We start from the raw sequence: 20,026 nt of genomic DNA, 5'->3' as shown, positions 1-20,026 counted from the left end.
AAGCCATACATAGCCCACCGCCCTGGTGGCACGAAAAGTTCCCCTCGCCCTTCGGGAGAGAGGTTGGGGGAGAGGGATCGTGGAATTGCTTCGGATTTCACGCCCTTTCGCGAATAAATTCGCCCAGGGGAGTCCGCAGAATTCAGAAAAATCGGATCTTTCCAGCAGCCTTTCCGAACAGTCTGATAGTCGCGACACAAGGGCGACCGGCAGTCTTCTGCGCTCGGTGTTAACACAGGGAAGTCCTTCCGCATGCTCGATGCACTTCAGCCCTTCTTCGACCACAGCCGCCACAAACTCCAGGTCCGTGGCCTCGACGCCGCCCTCGACGTGCTCGCCTTCCGGGGAGAAGAAGCGCTCAGCCAGCCCTTCCTTTACCGCGTGGAATTCACCTCCACCCAGCGCGACCTACCCGCCGACCAACTACTGAGCCAGGACGCCCGCTTCAGCCTCTTCCCGCCGCCCACGCCGGTGCCCTTCGCCGGCATGAGCGTGCCGCCGGCCCAGCCGCTGCGCACCCTGCACGGCGTGGTGACGGGTTTTCGCCGCCTCTCCGGCTCCCACGACGAAGCCCACTACGAAATCACCCTGCAGCCGCGTCTGGCGCTACTCGGGTGTGGCAAGCAGTACCGCATCTACCAGAACCTGTCGGTGCCCGAGATCGTCGAGACCATATTCCGCAGCGATCGCCACCACTGGGCCGGGCAGGACTTCGTCTTCGACCTCAAGCGCGAATACCCCAAGCGCGAACAGGTCATGCAATACGGCGAAAGCGACCTGGCCTTCATCCAGCGCCTGCTGGCCGAGGTCGGCATCTGGTACCGCTTCATCGCCGACGAGCGCCTGGGCATCGAGGTCGTCGAGTTCCATGACGACCAGCGCCACTACCAGTTCGACGTCCAACTGCCGTACCGCCCACAGTCCGGCACCAGCAGCAGCGGGCAGGACGCCGTCTGGCACCTGCAATCGCGCCATGGCGTGGTGGAAAAGCACGTCCACATCCGCGCCTACACCCCGCGTGATGCCGCCGCCTACCTCGATGGCGGAGTCAACCAGACCCGGGGCGACAGGACCACCCACGGCGAGGCCTACCACTACGCCGAGCCCTACACCGAGCTCGGCGATCCCTACGCCCAGGACGAAGACCTGCAAAGCGAGAGCGGCTACTTCTATGCCCGCCTTTCGCATGAGCGTTACCTCAACCAGCAGACCCGCCTCGGCGGCCGCACCAGCAGTGCCGCCCTGGCGCCGGGGCAAGTGCTCAAGGTCGACGGCGGCGCGCCCGAGGCCTTCGCCCCCGGCGCGGTCATTACCCACGTGACCACCACCGCCGCCCGCGACCGCAGCTTCGAGGCCCGCTTCACCGCCATCCCCTACGCCGAGAACATCTGCTTCCGCCCGCCGTTGCTACCCAAACCGGTGATCGCCGGCACCATTCCGGCCCGGATCACCAGCCCGCAGACCGGCGACCTTTACAGCCACATCGACCTGGAAGGCCGCTACAAGGTCAACTTCCTCTTCGACCGCGACACCTGGCCCGCCGGGCATGAGAGCCTGTGGCTGCGCCTGGCGCGGCCCTACGCCGGGGACACCTACGGCCTGCACCTGCCGCTGATCCAGGGCACCGAGGTCGGCATCGCCTTCGAGCACGGCGACCCCGATAGAGGCTTCATCGCCTTCGCCCTGCACGACAGCCGGCACCCCGACCTGGTCACCCTGAAGAACTACAAGCGCAACGTGCTGCGCACCCTGGCCAACAACAAGCTGCGCCTGGACGACACCCGCGGTCAGGAGCACATCAAGCTCAGCACCGAGCACAGCGGCAAGAGTCAGCTCAATCTCGGCCACCTGGTGGATGCGCAGCGGCAGGAACGCGGCGCAGGCTTCGAACTGCGCACCGACGGCCAGGGCGCCGTCCGGGCGGGCAAAGGCCTGTTCATCAGCGCCGACCAACAGCCGCGTGCGCAAGGCCAGGTCCTGGCCATGCAGGAAGCCGTCGCTCGCCTGCAACAGGCGGGCGAGGAGATGCAGAAACTCTCCACCGATGCCCAGGCCGCCCAGGCCGATCCGGCAGATGTGCAGGCGCAACTGGCCTTCATGCGCGAACGGGTCGACCAGCTCAAGGCGGCTGTCGCGCTGCTTAGCGCGCCACAGGGCATCGCCCTGACCAGTGGCAACCACCTGCAACTGGCCGCAGAGCGCAACCTCATCGCCAACGCCGGCAACGACGCTTCCGTCAGCGTGGCCAAGCGCCTGTTCATCGGTGTAGGGGAAGGCGTCAGCCTGTTCGTGCGCAAGCTGGGCCTGAAACTCATCGCCAACCAGGGCGCGGTGCAGATCCAGGCGCAGAACGACCGCCTGGAGCTGCTGGCCCGCCACGGCCTGGACATCGTCAGCAGCGAAGACGAAATCCGCATCACCGCCAAGAAGAAGATCACCCTCAACGCCGGCGGCAGCTACATCACCCTCGATCCGTACCGCATCGAGTCCGGCACCCAGGGCGACTACCTGATCAAAGCGGTGCATTTCGACTACCAGGGGCCGGCAAGCATGACGGCCACTCATCCGGAGTATCCGAAGCTCGCGTCCGCGCCACGGCTACGCCTGCGCATGCCTCAGGCACCCAATGCTCCGCAGGCGGCCTGGACGGGCATGCCCTACACGCTGTACGCCGATGGCGCACCGCTCCAGCAAGGCGTGCTGGACGAGACTGGGTACCTGACCTTCGAGCATCAGGTGGTCACCCGACACTACCGGCTGGAGCTGGCCAACGGTCTGAGCTACCAGCTACCGGTGCCCAGCGAATACCGCAACCCCGAACAAGGGGAACTGGCCAATCGCGGCCTGCACAATCACCCTTCCCAGGCCAGCGACGGTATTCCGCACACTGAACAGCGGGTCTGGTATGCGGCACTGCTGGAGAAGCGCAGAAGCAAGGAAGGAGACAACGCATGAGGCCAGCCAACGCCTGTCACCCCGATATCGTCGTGCCCATCGCACTGCAGCATACCCATGAGGCGACCTGCTGCACCCCCTGGTTCGTGTGCGATACCGAGTACCGGCCATGGCCGGCCACCTACAAGCCCCTGATCAATGGCGAAGAGGCATTCCGCGCGGTGCATCAGGCCCTCGCCAATGCCCAGCGTTCGGTCGACATCATCTGCTGGGGGTTCCAACCGTCGATGCACTTCATACGCGATGGGAGCGACGACCGCTGCATCGGTGAACTGCTCAAGCAAAAGGCCAGGCAAGGCATCCAGGTGCGCATCCTCGGCTGGGAAATGCCCTTGAACGCGGCCGGACTCGCCGATGAAGCCAACCTGCCGGGCAAAGGTGGGCTTGCTGACCGGGCCGGGCAGACGGCCACCGAGGAGCAGTACGCCTATGATCGCCAATGGTTCGCCCAGTGCGCGGTTGCCGATGACAAGGCTGGCGCCATGGCTGAAGCGGGCCTCCCGTTGTTCGTCAGCCGTGGCTTCAGCCTGTTCGAACGCGCAGAGATCGCCCATCAGCTGAGGCTCAACCGCCTCGATCCGGGGCTCGCAAAACGCGCGATCGCCACCATGGCAAGCACCGTCACGCACCATCAAAAGACCGTGCTGGTCGATTACGAACTGCCGGATCGGGCCATCGGCTTCGTCATGGGCCACAACATGCTCGACGAGTACTGGGATACCGACCGCCACTCGGCGCTCAAGCGTCCCGATCCCCGGCGCCCCCGGGCTGAAACCCACGCGCCCCATCGCGGCCCGCGCGGTGCCTTGCCGCGCCAGGACATCTCCAGCCAGATCACCGGTCCGATTCTCCAAGACCTGCACCACAACTTCGCCACGGCCTGGGCCAAGGCAACCGGGGAGGACTTGCTGCTGTCGCGTAACACCGAGGGGGTGGCCAAGCAGCTGCAACCGCGCCCGGAGCACGGCAACGAGCAAATGGCCCAGCTATTGCGCACCCAGGCGCAGGAGGACGAGGCCGTGCGCGATATCCAGGCGGGCTACCTGAAGGCAGTCAACAACGCGACCCAGTTCATCTACATCGAGAACCAGTACCTCCGTTGGCCGCCCCTGGCCGAGGCGATCAAGCAGGCGGCGCAGGATCAGACCCGCGCCGGGCGCGATCCGGGCCAACACGGCGCCTTGCATCTGTTCGTGGTCACCAATGTCACGGATGACGGCATCGGTGCCGGCACCGTCAACACCCAGCGGATGCTGGAAAACCTCGGGCGGGCCGACACCATTCCCGAAGTGACCAAGCGCTTGCGCGTCAAACAGGCCAAGCAGGACATGCCGCCCGCCCCTCACGCCGATGACCTCCCCGGGAAGCGGGAACTCGCCAAATGGAAGGCCGAACGGGCCAAGAAGATCCGGGACATCTGGAAGAGCACCGTGGTCCCCGAGACGATCCCCGGCCTGAAGGTGCACGTCTGCTCGCTGGTGGCGCCCGATTCGCCGGCCGGCAACTGGATGCCGGTGTACATCCACTCCAAGCTGATGATCGTCAACGACGTGTTCACCACCCACGGCTCGGCCAATATCAACACCCGCAGCATGCAGGTGGACAGCGAGCTGAACATCGCCCACGAGTGGCACAGCGTGACCCAGGCCATGCGTCGGCGGCTGTGGGGCCTGCATACCGACGGAAGGGGTGCGCAGGATGACCCGAAGAAGGCGTTCAAGGCTTGGGAGAAGATCATCGAAAACAACAAGAAACTTCAGCGTGACAGAAAGAATGGTGTGCCCGATGCCCCGCTGGTGGAGTTCCTTTACGACAAGACCACCCTAAGTAACCTCGACTGATGCGTTCTCTTCTCCTGCTCTCGACCCTGTTGCTGGCCGCCTGCGCCGGCCATGGCCTCCACCTGAAAAAGGACCCGACCGTGAACCCGCTCGCCCAGATCAAAGCCAACCTGGCCTTCACCTGCCAGCATGAACGCATCCCCGACGCCTCGGCGGACAGCGACCAGCTGTTCACCTACGCCCGCTGGCTGCAGAAGAACAACCAGCTCAAGCAGGACCCGGCCGTGGAGGCCGAGGTCGAACGGCTCTACCGCATCGCCGCCGAGCACGGCCACTACAAGGCCAATATCAACCTGCAGAACGGCGCCATGCGCGGCCACTTTACGCTGCGCGCCGCCGAACATCTGCGCCTGAGCCAGTCACTGATTGAGGCCAGCGTGGCCACCGGCTACTACTTCGTGGGCATCTTCCTGCAGCAGGGCTCGGCCGGTCTGCGCGAGGATCAGGACATGGCCCTGCGTTACTACCGCAAGGCCGCCGACGAGGGCAGTGCCCTGGGACAGGCGCTGGTGGCCGATAAGCTGGCGCCAAGCGATATCGCCCCGGATATCGCCCGGCAAATGTGGCGTTGTGCTGCCGAGCAAGGCCATGGCAAAGCTGCTTTGTCGCTGGGTGTTGATCTGAAGGTCGATGGGCACTTCCAAGAAGCACTCGAAGCTTTTCAGCTTGGGGTGGCGGCGGGTGACGAAACGTCGGCGGGTTTTCTGGACGATGGCTTTCGTGGACCGGACCCGACGGATAGGCTGAACTACCTGGGCCAAGAGGAAGACCTCGAACGCGCCAACCGTTACGAAAGAATCTGGAGCATCCTCGCAGATTATTCCTACGCCCAACCCACGGTCCCCGAAATCAACGAGATCGTCCCGCTGCCGCCAGCCAAGCTGCCACCGTGGGACGGCACGCTCCAGTGGCTGGAGGCGCGCGAGGCCAACATCCCGCCGCCCAAGCCCAACGAGGCGCTGATCCAGCAACTGGCCAAGGCCAGGCAGCTCGACCCCGCCACCGGCCGGCCGCTGCCGGCATCGCCCCACTTCATCACGGTCGACTTTCCCGAGCCCGTCTGCAACAGCGGCCAGCCCTGCCCGCACAGCGGCTACTGGCAAGCGGTGGCGCTGGCCCAGGATCGTTTCGCCCGCATCCACAACGGCGAGATTCGCCGCTTCGAGCAGGGCGAGATTCTGCCCACGCTAGTGGTTCGGCAAAGCCATTCCCGTATCTGGCCGCTCCCCGACAAGGTCACGGTGGGCGAAGCTCAGATCGAATGGAGAATGCTCGGTGAGGCCTAGGTGGTGCTGGGTGGGAGCGCAGGGTTTGCTGCTGGCGGGCTGCGGCAGCCGCCAGGCTAGCCGCTAAAGGGCTTGAGTCTTAGCGTACGATTTTCTCCGAATTCTGCGGGCTCCCCTCCCACAGGGATCAATGCTCCCTGGCGGCTCGCCGCTACCGCCCCAACAAATGACTCATCGCCGTTTTCAGCTTCATCGGGCGCACTGGCTTGTGCATCAGGGTGTGGCCCAGTTCGCTCATCTGTTGCTTGAGTTCGTTGCTGTAGTTGGCGGTGATCATCAGGGCCGGCAGAGGGGTGCTGCGGCGGGCGTTGATGGTAGCCACGGCGTCGACACCATTGCAGTCGTTATCCAAGTGGTAATCCGCGATGAGCAGGTCGGCCTCGGCATGGAAATTGTCCACTTGCCGCGCCAAGTCCTCCTCCGACAGTGCAGTGATCACACGACATCCCCACCCTTCCAACAACGTGCGCATGCCCGCGCAGATCGCTGCGTCGTTATCCAGCACCCAGACCCGCGCCCCCTCAAGGCGCTCGAGCACTGCCTGTGGCTCATCCAGTTCCACCTTCTGCCGGGGTGCACAGCGGGCCAACGGGACCTCTACCGCGAACCAGGAGCCTCTGCCCAGGCAGGATCTGACATGGATGCGGTGCCCCAGCATTCGGGCGATCTTCTCGACGATGGCCAGCCCAAGACCCAGGCCACGATCCTGCTTCTGGCGCGGGGCATCGCCGCGCTTGAACTCCTGGAAAATCTCGTCGAGCTTGTCGTGGGCGATACCGACACCGGTGTCCCACACTTCAATGGACAGACTGTGCCGCCGACGCCGGCAGCCCAGCAGGATGCGGCCATCAGGCGTGTAGCGAATCGCGTTGCTGAGCAGGTTACGAAGGATGCGTGCCAACAGCTGAAGATCGCTGCGCACAACTGCCGAACTGCCGACAAAATCGAGTATCAGCCCTTCGCTGATCGCAACCTGGCTGTACTCCGCAGCAAGAGTCTCCAGCAGCTCGCTCACCACGAAAGGCGCGATATCCGGTTTGATCACGCCCGCATCCAGCTTGGAAATGTCCACCAGCGTCCCCAGCAGGCTCTCCACGTCCTCCAACGAATTGCTTACATTCCGGACCAGAGCCAGGTTGCACGTCTGGCTGCGCTGTTCAAGCAACGCGCTGGTGAACAACCGGGCGGCATTCAGGGGTTGCAACAAGTCGTGGCTGACGGCGGCGAGGAACTTGGTTTTCGACAGGTTGGCACGCTCGGCCTCGGACTTGGCCTCGCGCAGGCGCAGCTCCACCTGGCTGCGCTCATCGATCTCGCGCCGCAGCTGGGTGTTGAGTGCGGTCAACTCGGTGGTGCGTTCACGCACGCGCTGCTCAAGGTTCTGATAAGCCTGGTGCAGGGCTTCGGCGGTGCGGCGGCGTTCAGTGATGTCACGGATCAGCACAAAGATGCCGACGACCTCGCCATTGGCCAGGCGGTTCGGCACGTAGGAACGCAACATGAAGCGTTCCTGGCCGTTCAGGTTGGTCTCGGCCACCTCGAACGACAGGCTTTCCCCCGCCAGTGCCCGTTCGACATAAGGCTCGAGGCGCCGCCAATGTTCTTCGCTGTGTACATCGCGCAGGCGCTGACCGAGCATCGCCCCGCGTGGCCAGCGGTACCACTCTTCGTAGACCTTGTTGGTGAACTCGTAGACCAGTTCGGCGCTGAGGTAGGCGATCAACGCAGGTACATGGTCGGTGATCAGACGAATCCAGCGCTCGCTCTCACTCAACGCCTCGGCATGGCGGTAGCGCTCGGTGATGTCGGTGAAGGTGTTGACGAAACCACCGGTGGGCAGCGGATGGGTACGGACCTCCAGGACCCGGCCGTTGTACAGGCGGTGCTCCATTTCCCGGATCGGCCTGCCGTTGGCGTCTCGGGTGTCGGGCGTGAGCAGCGGCAGTTCGCTGTCGGCCATGACGCCTGAAAAGGCTCGATGGGCCTCCACCGGGGCCAGGCCGCAGAGTTCGAGGAATCGATGGTTCCAAAGCTCCAAAGTGCCGTCGGCATTGATCATGGCGACACCCTGGGACAGGTTGTCCACGGCGCGCTGCAGCAGCCGGGACTTCTGTGCCAGCGCCTGTTCACGGCGGGCGGTCTCGCTCTGTTTGACCTCGGTGATGTCGGTGTAGACGATGACCAGGCCGCCCTCGCGGGTCGGCCGTTCACTGACCTGCACCCAGCGACCGTCGTGCAGGCGGTAGAGGATGTTGTCGTCCAGGGTGCTGCGGTGTTCTTCGACGATCAGGCCGGTGCTTTCGGCCAGCCGCCTGATTTCCGAGAGTCGCGTTCCGGCACAGATGCGCGCGCGGGTCTTGGCCCAGAACGACTTGAAGCGGCTGTTGAACAGGACGATGCGATGTTCGCGATCGAAGAGCACGAAAGCATCGGAGATGCTCTCGATGCCGTCGATCAGGTGCTGGTGTGCGGTTTCCGCACGCAGTCGGGCATCGCTGAGCAGCTGGTTGCTGGCCTTCAACTCGGCCATGGCCTGGTTCAGTGCATCGGTGCGCTCGCGCACCTGTTCGGCCAGCACCACGGAGTGCTGGAACGCGGCGTAACTGTCGTCACGGCGTGACGCGCTGGACTCGACCCGTTCGATCAGCGCGGCATTGATGCGCTTGAGCTTGCGGTTCTCGTCTTCGAGGGCGGCCAGGCGCACCTGCAGATCAGTGTCCGCCGTTGTGGCCACGTCGTCCGATGGCGACGCCGGTGAAGGTCTGGTTGATGTGCATGCCATTGAACTGCTCCCCGTAGGAGTTGAACCCGATCACTCGTTGCTGACGGAGGACGGCGGAAGTGCGTGCCACGGCCTCGGCGTCTTCCTCGATTTCCAGGCGCCGCAGGAAGCAGTCGCAGCCGATGGTCAGCAACGGCGGTCCGAGCTTCTCCTGCAAGCGCTGGAACAGCGATTCCAGGTTGGGCAACAAGGGGCCGGTACGCATTGCGGTGAGGACGATGCCGTTCTCCACCGCGCAATAGAAGCTGAGGCTGAGATCGGCGTTGACTCGCTGAATTGAACGCACGTAATGCTGTTCGCCTATTCGCACCGCCAGGGGGTGCGCGGCGAAGACACGGTAGTCGAGGTCCTCCAGTGACACCCCGATGAGGCGCGCATAAACCGCCGCCGCCGGCTCGGCATTCAGCTCGTATACCCGGCGGCTGGTGCTGTCGACGGCGGTCACTACCAGCTTCTCGCTGCCGGGCAGCATGTGGTGGGTGCTGAACACCTCGAAGTCCAGGCAGGTGTTGAACAGCACCACCACCGCCGCACCGGCGTGGAACTGCCCTTCGTAGTAGACGTGGGTGTGCTTGAGGTGATTGTCGTCAGCCGCTGAGCCACCGAAATGGGGAATGCTGCCGAAGGCTGCGCCCAATGCCGCCAGCACGACTTCTTCGCGGCTGGAAAGGCCATCGAGCAGCGTCAGGGCGAAGCTGTGGCCCTTGATCGGGGCCAGCGAGTTGACCCGGCAGTCCTGCACCAGGCGCTCCACCAGCTGCTGGGCATCGATCAGGCCAAAGCGGTCCATCTCATCAACCAGCGCGCTGGCGATGGAGAAGCTGCGGTGGTCGAAACCCACGGCGCTGACGCAGTTGCGACCGTAGCCTTGAGGCGTTATTTCGCCGGCGCTGGTGCAACCCACCAGGCGCACACCGCCGAAGTATTGCTGCAATGCGTGGCCCAAGGCCTCGAGGTCGTACTCGGCGGAGCAGAAGAACAGCACGAAGCCGAGGTAAGGATGAATCAGCTGTCGTGCAAGGTCCTGCGCCACGGTTTCAGCCTCTAAGGCCTGGGACATGGCGGTGACGACACCTTCTGCCGGTTCCTGGAGCATGGTGGGTCTCACCCAATAAGCCTGAGGTCAATGGAGGAATTCTACGAAGTGCCCCAGGTGGGCCCCATCCTTCTTGGGTAGCGACCGACTAGTCCGAAGGTAGTGTGTGGATGCAAATTGATCTGCCTACCACAAGGATCCGGCGGAGCATGACTGACATCTGCGCCGGGCTCACCGCTGGAATTGTTGGGGCGAGGGGGACGCCGAGTTCCTGCTCGCGAACAACCCGACCGTGCTCTTTCGCGAGCAAGCTCGCTCCTGCAGAAAACCCGCTAGTCGGCACATTTCAATCGTCACAGGCAGAGCCGATGACTCTTGATCAAAGGACCTGGTTTCCCAAGTTCAAATAAAAAAGACGGGAGGACTTTCGTCACTCCCGCCAAATTCGGAGCAAGTTCTTACCAGTTCAGTACGGCACCCACCGCGAAGGTGTCGGTGTCTTCGTTCTGCGCGTTGCCTTCGTGGCCATCGATCTCGAACTGGTTGTACTCGGCCACCAACTTGAGGTTGGCGTTGATGTCATGGAACAGCGCGATGCCACGCGTCTCGTAGTCGGCGCCGGTATTCACCACGCCGTTGCCGTCATCCTTGGTCTTGCCATAGGACAGCGCGACACGGTTCTTGCCAAAGCGGTAGGAGCTCTGCAGCAGGTAACCATCGCTGTCCACTTCGCGCAGGGTCGGCTCGCCTGCGTTGTTGGTGAAGAAGGGGTTGATGCCTTTGGCCTGGAAGCCCGAGCCCACGACAGTGAAGTCGCCCATTTTGGCCTGCACGCCATAGCCAAGGCCCTTCGACGTAACAGAGTCGACATTGGGATCGGTGTTTTCGGAGGTCTGGTAGCCACCGTTGAGCCAGGAGTAGATCTGCGCACCGGCAAGGTCGAACTGGTAGGTAAGCTCCGACTCGAAGCGCGGGTTCTCCTGGTAGGCCTTGCCGGTGGGGCTGTCGTCATTGGTGTCGACCGGGTCCATGATGCCTGCGGCCAGGCGCAGGCCGTCACTGACCGGCGAGCGGTAGGTGATCTGCGAGGTGGGGAACGGGTACGGGTAACCACTGCCAATATTGCCGAACGACACGCCGCCGCCATCGACCAGCCCGAGGGTATCGCTGACCTGGCCATAGCCGGCGAGCATCTCGTCGAGAAGGATATTGGAGCGGGCGAACAGGCCGAAGTCCTTCCCCACCAGCACTTCACCCCAGTCGCCGGTGACGGTGCCGTAGAACTGGCGTACGTCGATGGCGGTGGCGGTACCGTTGGTTTCGCTGTCGTTGATGGTGACCCAGAAAGATGAGCGGGCGCCGAGTTTCAGGTCATCCACCTGCTTGCCCATGTTGAAGCCGATCCAGTTGGGCAGGAACCCCATCTTCACCCGCGACTGGCGGCGGTCAAACTGTTCGCCCTCCCGATCCACATCGCTGTTGACGTAGAAGGCGTTGATATAACCGTCAGTGGAGAAGGTCGTCTGGTCCTTATCATAGAGAACGATTTCGGCGGCAGCCTGTTGGGCTGCGAGGGCCACGGCTGCCGCCAGGGCAAGACGGGCGAAACAGGCATGGGCGATCTTCTTGTTGTGCATTGCGCTCTCCGCTGTTGTGGACGACCGGCAGGTCAGTCGTGTCGGAGGCGATTATCGAAACGGGCCGAGGCTCGCCATACGCTGCATTGGCATCATTTCGCCACTGCTTTGGCCGGGTTCGGTGACCCGCCCGGCAAGGTGTAAGACCCAGGGACACCGTCGGACCAGGGCGAAGGTCGTACCCCGGCTGGCCATACCCGAGACCTCGGGAGGTGACGGCCGCAAAAACAAAAAACCCGGCGCAGGGCCGTAATGCTGTTCACTTAGGCATTGGCGGCAGCGCATAGGAGGAGGGGCGTGATCGGCCTTCGGAGCAGTCAGCCACCCCGCAGCCCGTATGAAGGCCCCCTAGGAGCGAGCTCTGCTCGCGAAGGAGGCAGGTTCGCGAGCAGAGCTCGCTCCTACGAGAGATACCTGCCCAACAGAAACAACTTCGTGATGATGTAAAACCAAAAACGCCGCCCTCCTGCTGAAGGAAAAGCGGCGTATTTTCTTATGTGAACAGCATTAGGCACAGGGCCGGGGTTGGTTGAACAGACAGCGGTATCAGCGAGCGATCAGTCAGCAGCCCGCCACGCACCGATCGGGCAATCGGCATTGGCCAGGGCTCGGCAGGCGCTGACGTCGTCCTGTAGTCGCTGCTGCTCTTCAAGCACGCGCTCGAGTTCGAGACGGACAAGTGCCTGGCGAACCTGCGCTGCGTGATCGTCTGGCAGGCCGGCAAGGCGGTCATGCCAGGCCTGCTCGACACAGCTGGTGAAGCGCGCCGCTTGACGCATTAGCTGTGCCGCCAGTGTCCGGCGCTGAGTGTCGAACTGGCCCGCGTCGAGTTTGCTCAGCCGGGCGTGGCAATCATCCAGAAAGGCCTGGATGTGTTGAACAATCTCGGCAACCGATGCGCGGGGCGACTGCACCGCGAACATCAGGCCCCGGTGCGGGCCAACCTGCCGAAAGCCGCAGGCAAGGCCGTAGCCCAACTGCAACTCCCCCCTCATGCGTTGATGGAAAGCCGGCTCCTGGCCGAGGCCAAGCAGACGCCATGCAGCCTCGGTTTCCGCCCCGCCGCCTAGAAGTGGATAGAACAGCAGGACTGCGGCGTCAGCCCCGGGCAGTGTCATTCGACGCCATACGCGGCCATCAGGCGTGTGCCTGGCGGATGCCATGTCCGGCTCGCCCGGCGCCCGAGCGAGCAAGGGCTGCCCGCCCTGCTCGCCCAGCCCAAGGTGTAGCCCCTGCCAGCAGCTGGTGGACCAGAACGCCTGCACCTCATCGTGATCGGCCAAGGGCGCAGACTTATCCGCCTGGTCGCCGAACAATCTGGCCATCTGCTGGAATAGCTGACGTATTGGCATCTCACTGGCCAATTGGCGGGCCGCCTCAGCCTCCAGCCTCGGGCCCTGCGCAAGGGCCGTAAGCGAAGGCGAGTGCAGCACGTCCATCAGGTCACCGGCCACTTGCGTCAGCAAATCGGCATGTCCATTCAGCACCAGTTCAAGGCTATCGGCCTGAGGCACAAAACACCCCTCTACGCCCGCCTGACGGGCTTGCCAGAGGATCGGCCGCAACGCACGCTGTAAACCATGCCCAAGGCCACCCGGCAAGCTGCCCTGCAGGGCACGCCAGCGCAAGAAAAGTACGGCCTGGGATTCCTCTGCATCCATCACCCGCGCGTATGGATTGGCCTCCGGCATGGACCAACTGGCCCGCGCTTGCCGTTCGGCCACCCTGGGCAGAACGCTCATATGCAACGGGAATCCCGCCGACACGACGCGACCGTCGACAGGCTCTGAAGAAACGTGCAGGTGAATCAGCCGGTCTCGGCGGAGCTGGCCGAGTAGCATGGTGAGCACCTCTGGCGATTCGCGACCGGCCGCCAGGGCAAGCTCAAGCGGCTGCTGGTTCTGGGCACGCAGTCGTTGCGTCTCTGCGTACGCCTCACGCAGCTCCGCCCATGGGCCTGCGTTGCGGAAAGCCGCGAGCCATTCGATCACCTCCGCCTCCAGCACAGTCGTATCGGCGCCCGCTACCAGATCGAACACCATCACCAGCAGCGCCTGTTCTCCACGAACGTAAGGCAACCGCACACGCAGTTCATCGCACAAGCCGGCTGCGCGCAGGGTTGCCAGCAGCCCACCCTCAGCCTCGCTTTGTAACGTCCAGCCAAGAAACTCGACGGCAGGCTCAAGCGCTTCGCCCAGAGCGTCCAGCACGAACCCCAGGTGCAGCATGGGCCGCCCCCCAGGAAGACTGAGCTGCAAGGCCTGCGCACGAAGCGGCAACATCGGCGGCGATTCGATACGCTGGGAAGACGACCCGCAAGGCAATCGTGCGCCCAGTCGGCCAGCCAAGGCCGCCATTCGCTCGAGTGGCTCGGGGCCGACCAGGGTCAGGCGCATACGCCCAGCCTGGAAATGGCTCCTGTGGAACGCACGCAGGGCTGCAGCGACCCCCCCGTCCTCCAGCCTCAAACTGGAAGCGTTGCCTGCGTGGAATCCGCCTAGCGGGTGCCCAGCCGGCAGGGCCCAGGCCAGCGCAGCATCGCAGAGCGTCTGCGGGTCCTGCGCTCGGGCGCGGTACTCGGCTTCCAACACCTCACGCTCACGCCACATAGCGTCTGACGCCAGCAACGGTCTCGCGAGCATGTCCAGCAACCGTTCGAGGGCGTCCTCGAAATGGGTCGCCGGCACTTCGAAGAAGAAGCGCGTGATGCCGGCGCCCGTTGTGGCGTTGACCCGGCCACCCAGCCCCTGCACGAAAGACAGCAAACCCTGCTCCTCGGCAAAGCCCTCGCTACCCAGGAAAAGCAGATGCTCGAGGAAATGCGCCAAACCTGGATAAGCGACCGGCTCATCAAAGCTTCCTGCCTCCACCTCCAGCACGGTTGCCGCCAGGTCAACGCCAGCCTGGCATATCAGCCGCAGGTGCAAGCCATTGCCCTGCCTCATCTCAGCAGTAGTCGATGGAGCAGCATGGGCAAGTTCGAATGAGATGTTCATCACAGTCACGCCGCCTGAGCGAGGGAACCAGCTTCGATCGACGCCGTCTTATCAGCAATGCTTCTTTCGACCTATATCGGACCACAGGCATTGCTCGTATCCGATTTCGTACAACGAGGTGAGAGATCAGCCGGCGCATCCAGTGGACGTGACGTAATCGTTAAGCAGGACATGTCAGGCGCATCATGGCGTATCGCCATATAACCAGGATGCCAATCAGGAGCCCGAATGGACATCAATTCATCACAAATCCCACCAAGTGAAATCGCACTGCTGGCGAATATCCTGGCGCTGAACACTCGCAACATGACCACAGTCACCATGCTGCTCGCGCAAGTCACGGCCAATCTCTCGACTTCCTCTGACAGCAACCTCCAGGCAGCGTCCTTGCCCCTCCTCGATCGAATCACCCAACTCGGCCAGGACCTTGAGCTGCAATGGGACCTGATCCAGTCCCTGGAACGTTATTGCCCCCTGCTCGCCCGGACGCTGCCGACTCGCACCTCGCTGGTAACCGAGATTGACATCAGCCAACTGCCCCTCAATCAGTAGCGGCAGACACAACTAGCAATCACTGTGCCAATCTGTTAGAGTCCGCAGCGTTTGTACCAAGTTGTAAGTCAATCCGGCCTTCCGATCCCTGCGCACTCTCGAACGAGCTGCCAAGTCAAAGGGACATAGCCTCCCCGGAATCTCACCGACAGCGACCAGCGCCCCTTGGCGATGAAGCACAGCTGTCATGAGCACCCGGTAGATTGACCAGGACTGCCAGCCAGGCCAGACCCTTGCCCGGCGCAGCACCTGGCATCCCAAGTACCAGCTGCCGGCCGTTGATCCCAGAACGGGAACTTCACACCGGCTCACTTGCTCCGATAAGGATCATCCGTCCCGAGCCTATTGCTCAGCGGATTCGGAGCTATTGCCTGGCGGCATTAGCCGCAATTCGAAGGAAGCAACACCCATGAACATCCATCACAAGACCCAAGCTGCAATCAGCACCCTGACCCACGCATTTGCACCGTTCACCTGCCACATCACCGCCGCCCGCAACGGCAACTTCAGCTTCACCGTCGTCAACGAGCATGGTGTCGCCCGTCATAGCGAGCGTCTGTACCCTGAGCATTATGGCAATGCCAATCGTCTGCAGAACGTGATCGACCGGGCCCAGAAGTCCCTGACATGTTGATTAGCCGCGCAGAAGAAAGCCCCGCAATGCGGGGCTTTTTCATGGGCGTAGGACTTTCTGACCCTTCTCCCCCAACCCGACACACGGGGCAATGCATAGGCAGGAGGATCACAGCTCACTGATCCACTTCACGCGGATTCAGTGGTGGGTAGACAGGGTGCCATCCCACTTACTGTTCACAGTGGCTCGCATCTGAAACAACGCCTGCTGCATTCGCCGAGGACGACAGGCGGTTACCTAAGCACGACAGACCGGGCATAATTCGCGCCTCGTCTTGGCAACCCAGCTTCTCCATGCGCATTCACGTCACCTTTATCGACCGTGTCGGCATCACCCAGGAGGTCCTGGCACTGCTGGGTGGCCGCAATCTGAACCTCGACGCCGTTGAGATGGTGCCGCCCAACGTCTACATCGACGCGCCGACCCTTAGCCCCGAGGTGCTCGACGAGCTGCGCGATGCCTTGCATGCAGTACGCGGCGTGCAGGCGGTGACCATCGTCGACATCCTCCCCGGCCAGCGTCGGCGCCTGCAGCTGGATGCATTGCTGGCCGCCATGAGCGACCCGGTGCTGGCGGTGGACGGTGATGGCCTCGTGCTGCTGGCCAACCCGGCGCTGATCGCCCTATACGGCCGCGAGCCCGAGGGCGAGCCCCTGGCCAGCCTGTTCGGTAACGACAGCCTCCATAGCGCCTTGCTGGAACAGGGTTTCCGCCTGCCACTGCGCGAAGTCACGCTCAAAGGCCAGGCGCTGCTGCTGGATGCCGTTCCGATCAACGAAGGCGAGCGCCTGGCCGGGGCCTTGCTGACGCTCTATCTCCCCAATCGGATCGGCGAGCGACTGTCAGCCCTGCATCACGATCACACTACCGAAGGATTCGACGCCCTGCTCGGCGAATCCCAGCCAATCAACACCCTCAAGGCCCGCGCCCAGCGCGTGGCAGCCCTCGACGCCCCGCTACTGATCCGCGGCGAAACCGGAACTGGCAAGGAACTGGTAGCACGTGCCTGCCACGCTGCCAGCACTCGTCGTAACCAGCCGTTCCTGGCGCTGAACTGCGCCGCACTTCCGGAAAACCTCGCGGAAAGCGAACTGTTCGGCTACGCCCCTGGCGCCTTCACCGGCGCTCAGCGGGGCGGCAAGCCCGGCCTGCTTGAGCTGGCCCACCAGGGCACGGTGTTCCTCGACGAAATTGGCGAAATGTCGCCCTATCTTCAAGCAAAGTTGCTGCGTTTCCTCAGCGACGGCAGCTTCCGCCGCGTTGGTGGCGACCGCGAGATCAAGGTCGACGTGCGCATCCTCAGCGCGACCCACCGTGACCTGGAAAAGATGGTCACCGAGGGCAGCTTCCGCGAAGACCTGTTCTACCGCCTGAATGTCCTTAACCTCGAAGTGCCGCCACTGCGTGAGCGGGGCCAGGACATCCTGCTGCTCGCCCGATTCTTCATGCAGCAGGCCTGCACCCAGATTCAGCGCCCAACCTGCCGCCTGGCGCCCGGAACCTACCCGGCGCTGCTGGCCAACCGCTGGCCAGGCAATGTGCGCCAGCTGCAGAACGTGATTTTTCGCGCAGCCGCCATCTGTGACGGCAATCTGGTGGAGATTGGTGATCTGGATATCGCGGGGACTGCGGTAGCGCGGCAGAACGATGGCGAAGTCAACAGCCTGGAGGAGGCCATGGAGAACTTCGAGCGTGCACTGCTGGAGAAGCTCTTCGTCAACTACCCCTCAACCCGCCAGTTGGCGGCGCGGCTGCAGACATCCCATACAGCCATCGCGCATCGGTTGCGCAAATATGGAATCCCAGGGAAAGCTTAAGTCGATTCTTGATAAAAGCCGTATCTAGCTGAAATTAAAGCGATATGCCCATTAGAAATCTGGCTTGCCTTATGGGAGCGAATTCATCGCGAACCAGGCCAGCGGCTTCACCTTGGGCCTCCGAGGCAGCTAGGCGGCCATTCGCGGATGAATTCGCTCCCACCTATCCCAGAAGCCTCGCAATTCTCAACAAGAACATCATTAATATCATTCAACTTGCTGTTAAATAAGCATATTAATCTTGAACAGCCCACGCCTGTATCGAAATCGCTACAGTGTAATGATTTCGCTACAAATCGCTGAAAGCCGCGCCAGTGAAGGCCTGCCACAGGCTGGATCGAACAACCCCCGTCCCCCTGTATCGATTTCAGTACAGGAAATTTAAGGCAGAATCTCCAGAAATATCCTCAAGGCCTTGTTAGACAAGGCTTTCATGCTTCTGGCACTCCCTTTGCTAAAGCGCGGGCAACAGTTCGCGGCCATGACCGCGTACGGGGCTAAGCGCCTGGCACAAGAAACAGGCGCGACATATGAGTTGAGGACTAAAGATGAGCGAATTGCGTTTCACCGCCGACCACGAATGGCTGCGCCTTGAACAAGACGGCCGCGTCACCGTCGGCATTACCGAGTACGCCCAGGATGCTCTCGGCGACGTGGTCTTCGTTCAACTCCCCGAGCTCCAGGGCTATGCCAAGGGCGAGGAAGTCGCGGTGCTCGAGTCCGTGAAAGCCGCCAGCAATATCGTGATGCCGCTCGACGGCGAAGTGGTGGAAATCAACGATCAACTGGTCGACAGACCTGAACTGGTCAACGAAGAGCCCCTGGGCAATGGCTGGTTCTTCCGCATGCAGCTGGCTGACAACAGCGTGCTTGATGCCCTGATGGACAAGGCCGCCTATGAAAACCTGCTGAAAGCCAACGGCTGAGGAACGACCATGAGCATCGAAACCCCTGCCCTCGGCACCACCAACGAGTTCATCGCCCGCCACATCGGCCCGCGCGAGACCGACATCCAGGCCATGCTCGAGCTGCTCGGCTACCAGGACCTCGAAGCGCTGACCGTCAGCGTGATCCCGGACAGCATCAAGGGCACTGCCGTACTCGACCTGCCAGCCGGCCAGAGCGAAGCCGAAGCGCTGGCCGCGATCAAGGCCATCGCCGCGAAGAACCAGCTGTTCAAGAACCACATCGGCCAGGGCTACTACCCTTGCCACACGCCGTCGCCGATCCTGCGCAACCTGCTGGAAAACCCGGCCTGGTACACCGCCTACACCCCGTATCAGCCGGAAATCTCCCAGGGCCGCCTGGAAGCCCTGCTGAACTTCCAGACCCTGATCAGCGACCTGAGCGGCCTGCCGGTGGCCAACGCTTCCCTGCTGGACGAAGGCACCGCCGCTGCCGAAGCCATGACCTTCTGCAAGCGCTTGTCGAAGAACAAGGCCAGCAACGCCTTCTTCGCCTCCAGGCATTGCCACCCGCAGACCCTCGAAATCCTGGTCACCCGTGCCGAGCCGTTGGGCATCGAAGTGGTCGTAGGCGACGAGCGCGAGATCAGCGACGCCAGCGCCTACTTCGGCGCCCTGCTGCAATATCCGGCGGCCAATGGCGACATCTTCGACTATCGCGAGCTGGTCGAGCGTTTCCACGCCGCCAATGCCCTGGTTGCCGTCGCGGCCGACCTGCTGGCCCTGACTCTGCTGACTCCGCCCGGCGAATTCGGTGCCGACGTCGCCTTGGGCAGTGCCCAGCGCTTCGGCGTGCCGCTGGGTTTCGGCGGCCCGCACGCGGCCTACTTCGCCACCCGTGACACCTTCAAGCGCGATATGCCTGGCCGTCTCGTCGGTGTATCCATCGACCGTCACGGCAAGCCGGCCCTGCGCCTGGCCATGCAGACCCGCGAACAACACATCCGCCGCGAAAAGGCCACCAGCAACATCTGCACCGCCCAGGTCCTGCTAGCCAACATCGCCAGCATGTACGCCGTTTACCACGGCCCGAAAGGCCTGACCCGCATTGCCCAGCGCGTGCACCAGTTGACTGCCATCCTGGCGCAGGGCCTGGTCCAACTGGGCGTTGCCGTCGAGCAGACCAGCTTCTTCGACACCCTGACCCTGGCCACCGGCGCCAAGACTGCCGACCTGCATGCCAAGGCCCGCACCCAGCACATCAACCTGCGTGAAGTCGATGCCGAGCGTGTTGGCCTGTCGCTGGATGAAACTACTACTCAGGCGGATATCGAGCAGCTTTGGGCTGTATTCGCCGATGGCCAGGCCCTGCCAGCTTTCGCCGATCTGGCCGCCAGCGTTGCCAACCGCTTGCCGGCTGCCCTGCTGCGCCAGTCTGCCATCCTCAGCCATCCGGTGTTCAACCGTTACCACTCGGAAACCGAGCTGATGCGCTACCTGCGCAAGCTGGCGGACAAGGATCTGGCGCTGGACCGCAGCATGATCCCGCTGGGTTCCTGCACCATGAAGCTCAACGCCGCCAGCG

11 protein-coding genes and 1 pseudogene are annotated in these 20,026 nt (G+C 62.9%); 8 read left to right on the top strand and 4 right to left on the bottom strand.

Going from position 1 to position 20,026, the window contains the following annotated elements:
- Positions 1-252 precede the first annotated feature (252 nt).
- From J7302_RS20250 to J7302_RS20240, 3 genes are read left to right on the top strand one after another with little or no spacing between them, the layout of a single operon-like run.
- Positions 253-2,955 (top strand): type VI secretion system Vgr family protein, encoded by a 2,703-nt coding sequence (locus J7302_RS20250; protein ID WP_215378799.1) that lies wholly within the window; start codon positions 253-255, stop codon positions 2,953-2,955.
- The gene (locus J7302_RS20245; RefSeq protein ID WP_215378798.1) at positions 2,952-4,796 is read left to right on the top strand and encodes a phospholipase; all 1,845 of its coding nucleotides are present in this window, start codon (positions 2,952-2,954) and stop codon (positions 4,794-4,796) included. Before J7302_RS20250 ends, J7302_RS20245 begins: the two co-directional genes overlap by 4 nt.
- A complete protein-coding gene (locus J7302_RS20240; RefSeq protein WP_215378797.1) occupies positions 4,796-6,082 on the top strand; it encodes an SEL1-like repeat protein in 1,287 nt (428 codons plus the stop codon). The genes J7302_RS20245 and J7302_RS20240 overlap by 1 nt, the downstream gene beginning before the upstream one ends.
- 151 nt (positions 6,083-6,233) lie before the next feature.
- Here J7302_RS20240 and nahK read toward each other — a convergent pair whose 3' ends face one another.
- From nahK to pqqF, 4 genes are all read right to left on the bottom strand, one after another.
- Positions 6,234-8,864: a hybrid sensor histidine kinase/response regulator NahK/ErcS' gene (nahK, locus tag J7302_RS20235; RefSeq protein WP_215378796.1), complete on the bottom strand. Its 2,631-nt coding sequence runs from the start codon at positions 8,862-8,864 to the stop codon at positions 6,234-6,236.
- The gene (gene nosP, locus J7302_RS20230; RefSeq protein ID WP_215378795.1) at positions 8,794-9,960 is read right to left on the bottom strand and encodes a nitric oxide-sensing protein NosP; all 1,167 of its coding nucleotides are present in this window, start codon (positions 9,958-9,960) and stop codon (positions 8,794-8,796) included. The genes nahK and nosP overlap by 71 nt, the downstream gene beginning before the upstream one ends.
- A 398-nt stretch (positions 9,961-10,358) precedes the next feature.
- Positions 10,359-11,537: a porin gene (locus J7302_RS20225; RefSeq protein WP_215378793.1), complete on the bottom strand. Its 1,179-nt coding sequence runs from the start codon at positions 11,535-11,537 to the stop codon at positions 10,359-10,361.
- A gap of 557 nt (positions 11,538-12,094) precedes the next feature.
- Complete coding sequence (gene pqqF, locus J7302_RS20220; RefSeq protein ID WP_215378791.1) at positions 12,095-14,533, bottom strand: pyrroloquinoline quinone biosynthesis protein PqqF; 2,439 nt, start codon at positions 14,531-14,533, stop codon at positions 12,095-12,097.
- 228 nt (positions 14,534-14,761) lie between these two features.
- Between pqqF and J7302_RS20215 the strand changes: the two genes are divergently transcribed.
- The 5 genes and pseudogenes from J7302_RS20215 to J7302_RS20195 form a co-directional block, all read left to right on the top strand.
- A complete protein-coding gene (locus J7302_RS20215; protein ID WP_215378789.1) occupies positions 14,762-15,085 on the top strand; it encodes a hypothetical protein in 324 nt (107 codons plus the stop codon).
- 409 nt (positions 15,086-15,494) lie between these two features.
- Positions 15,495-15,719 (top strand): hypothetical protein, encoded by a 225-nt coding sequence (locus J7302_RS20210; RefSeq protein ID WP_215378787.1) that lies wholly within the window; start codon positions 15,495-15,497, stop codon positions 15,717-15,719.
- A gap of 293 nt (positions 15,720-16,012) precedes the next feature.
- On the top strand, positions 16,013-17,536 hold the full coding sequence (locus J7302_RS20205; RefSeq protein ID WP_215378785.1) for a sigma-54-dependent transcriptional regulator: 1,524 nt from the start codon (positions 16,013-16,015) through the stop codon (positions 17,534-17,536).
- A 548-nt stretch (positions 17,537-18,084) separates the two neighbouring features.
- Positions 18,085-18,462: a glycine cleavage system protein GcvH gene (gene gcvH / locus J7302_RS20200; protein ID WP_215378783.1), complete on the top strand. Its 378-nt coding sequence runs from the start codon at positions 18,085-18,087 to the stop codon at positions 18,460-18,462.
- Between the two features lie 9 nt (positions 18,463-18,471).
- Positions 18,472-20,026: pseudogene (locus J7302_RS20195) on the top strand (glycine dehydrogenase (aminomethyl-transferring)); the annotation flags it as partial.

The sequence above is a fragment of the Metapseudomonas boanensis genome, from assembly GCF_018704125.1.
GTDB lineage: Bacteria > Pseudomonadota > Gammaproteobacteria > Pseudomonadales > Pseudomonadaceae > Metapseudomonas > Metapseudomonas boanensis.
Note: the sequence above shows the minus strand (reverse complement) of the source record. Positions and strands in the feature narration are given on the sequence as shown.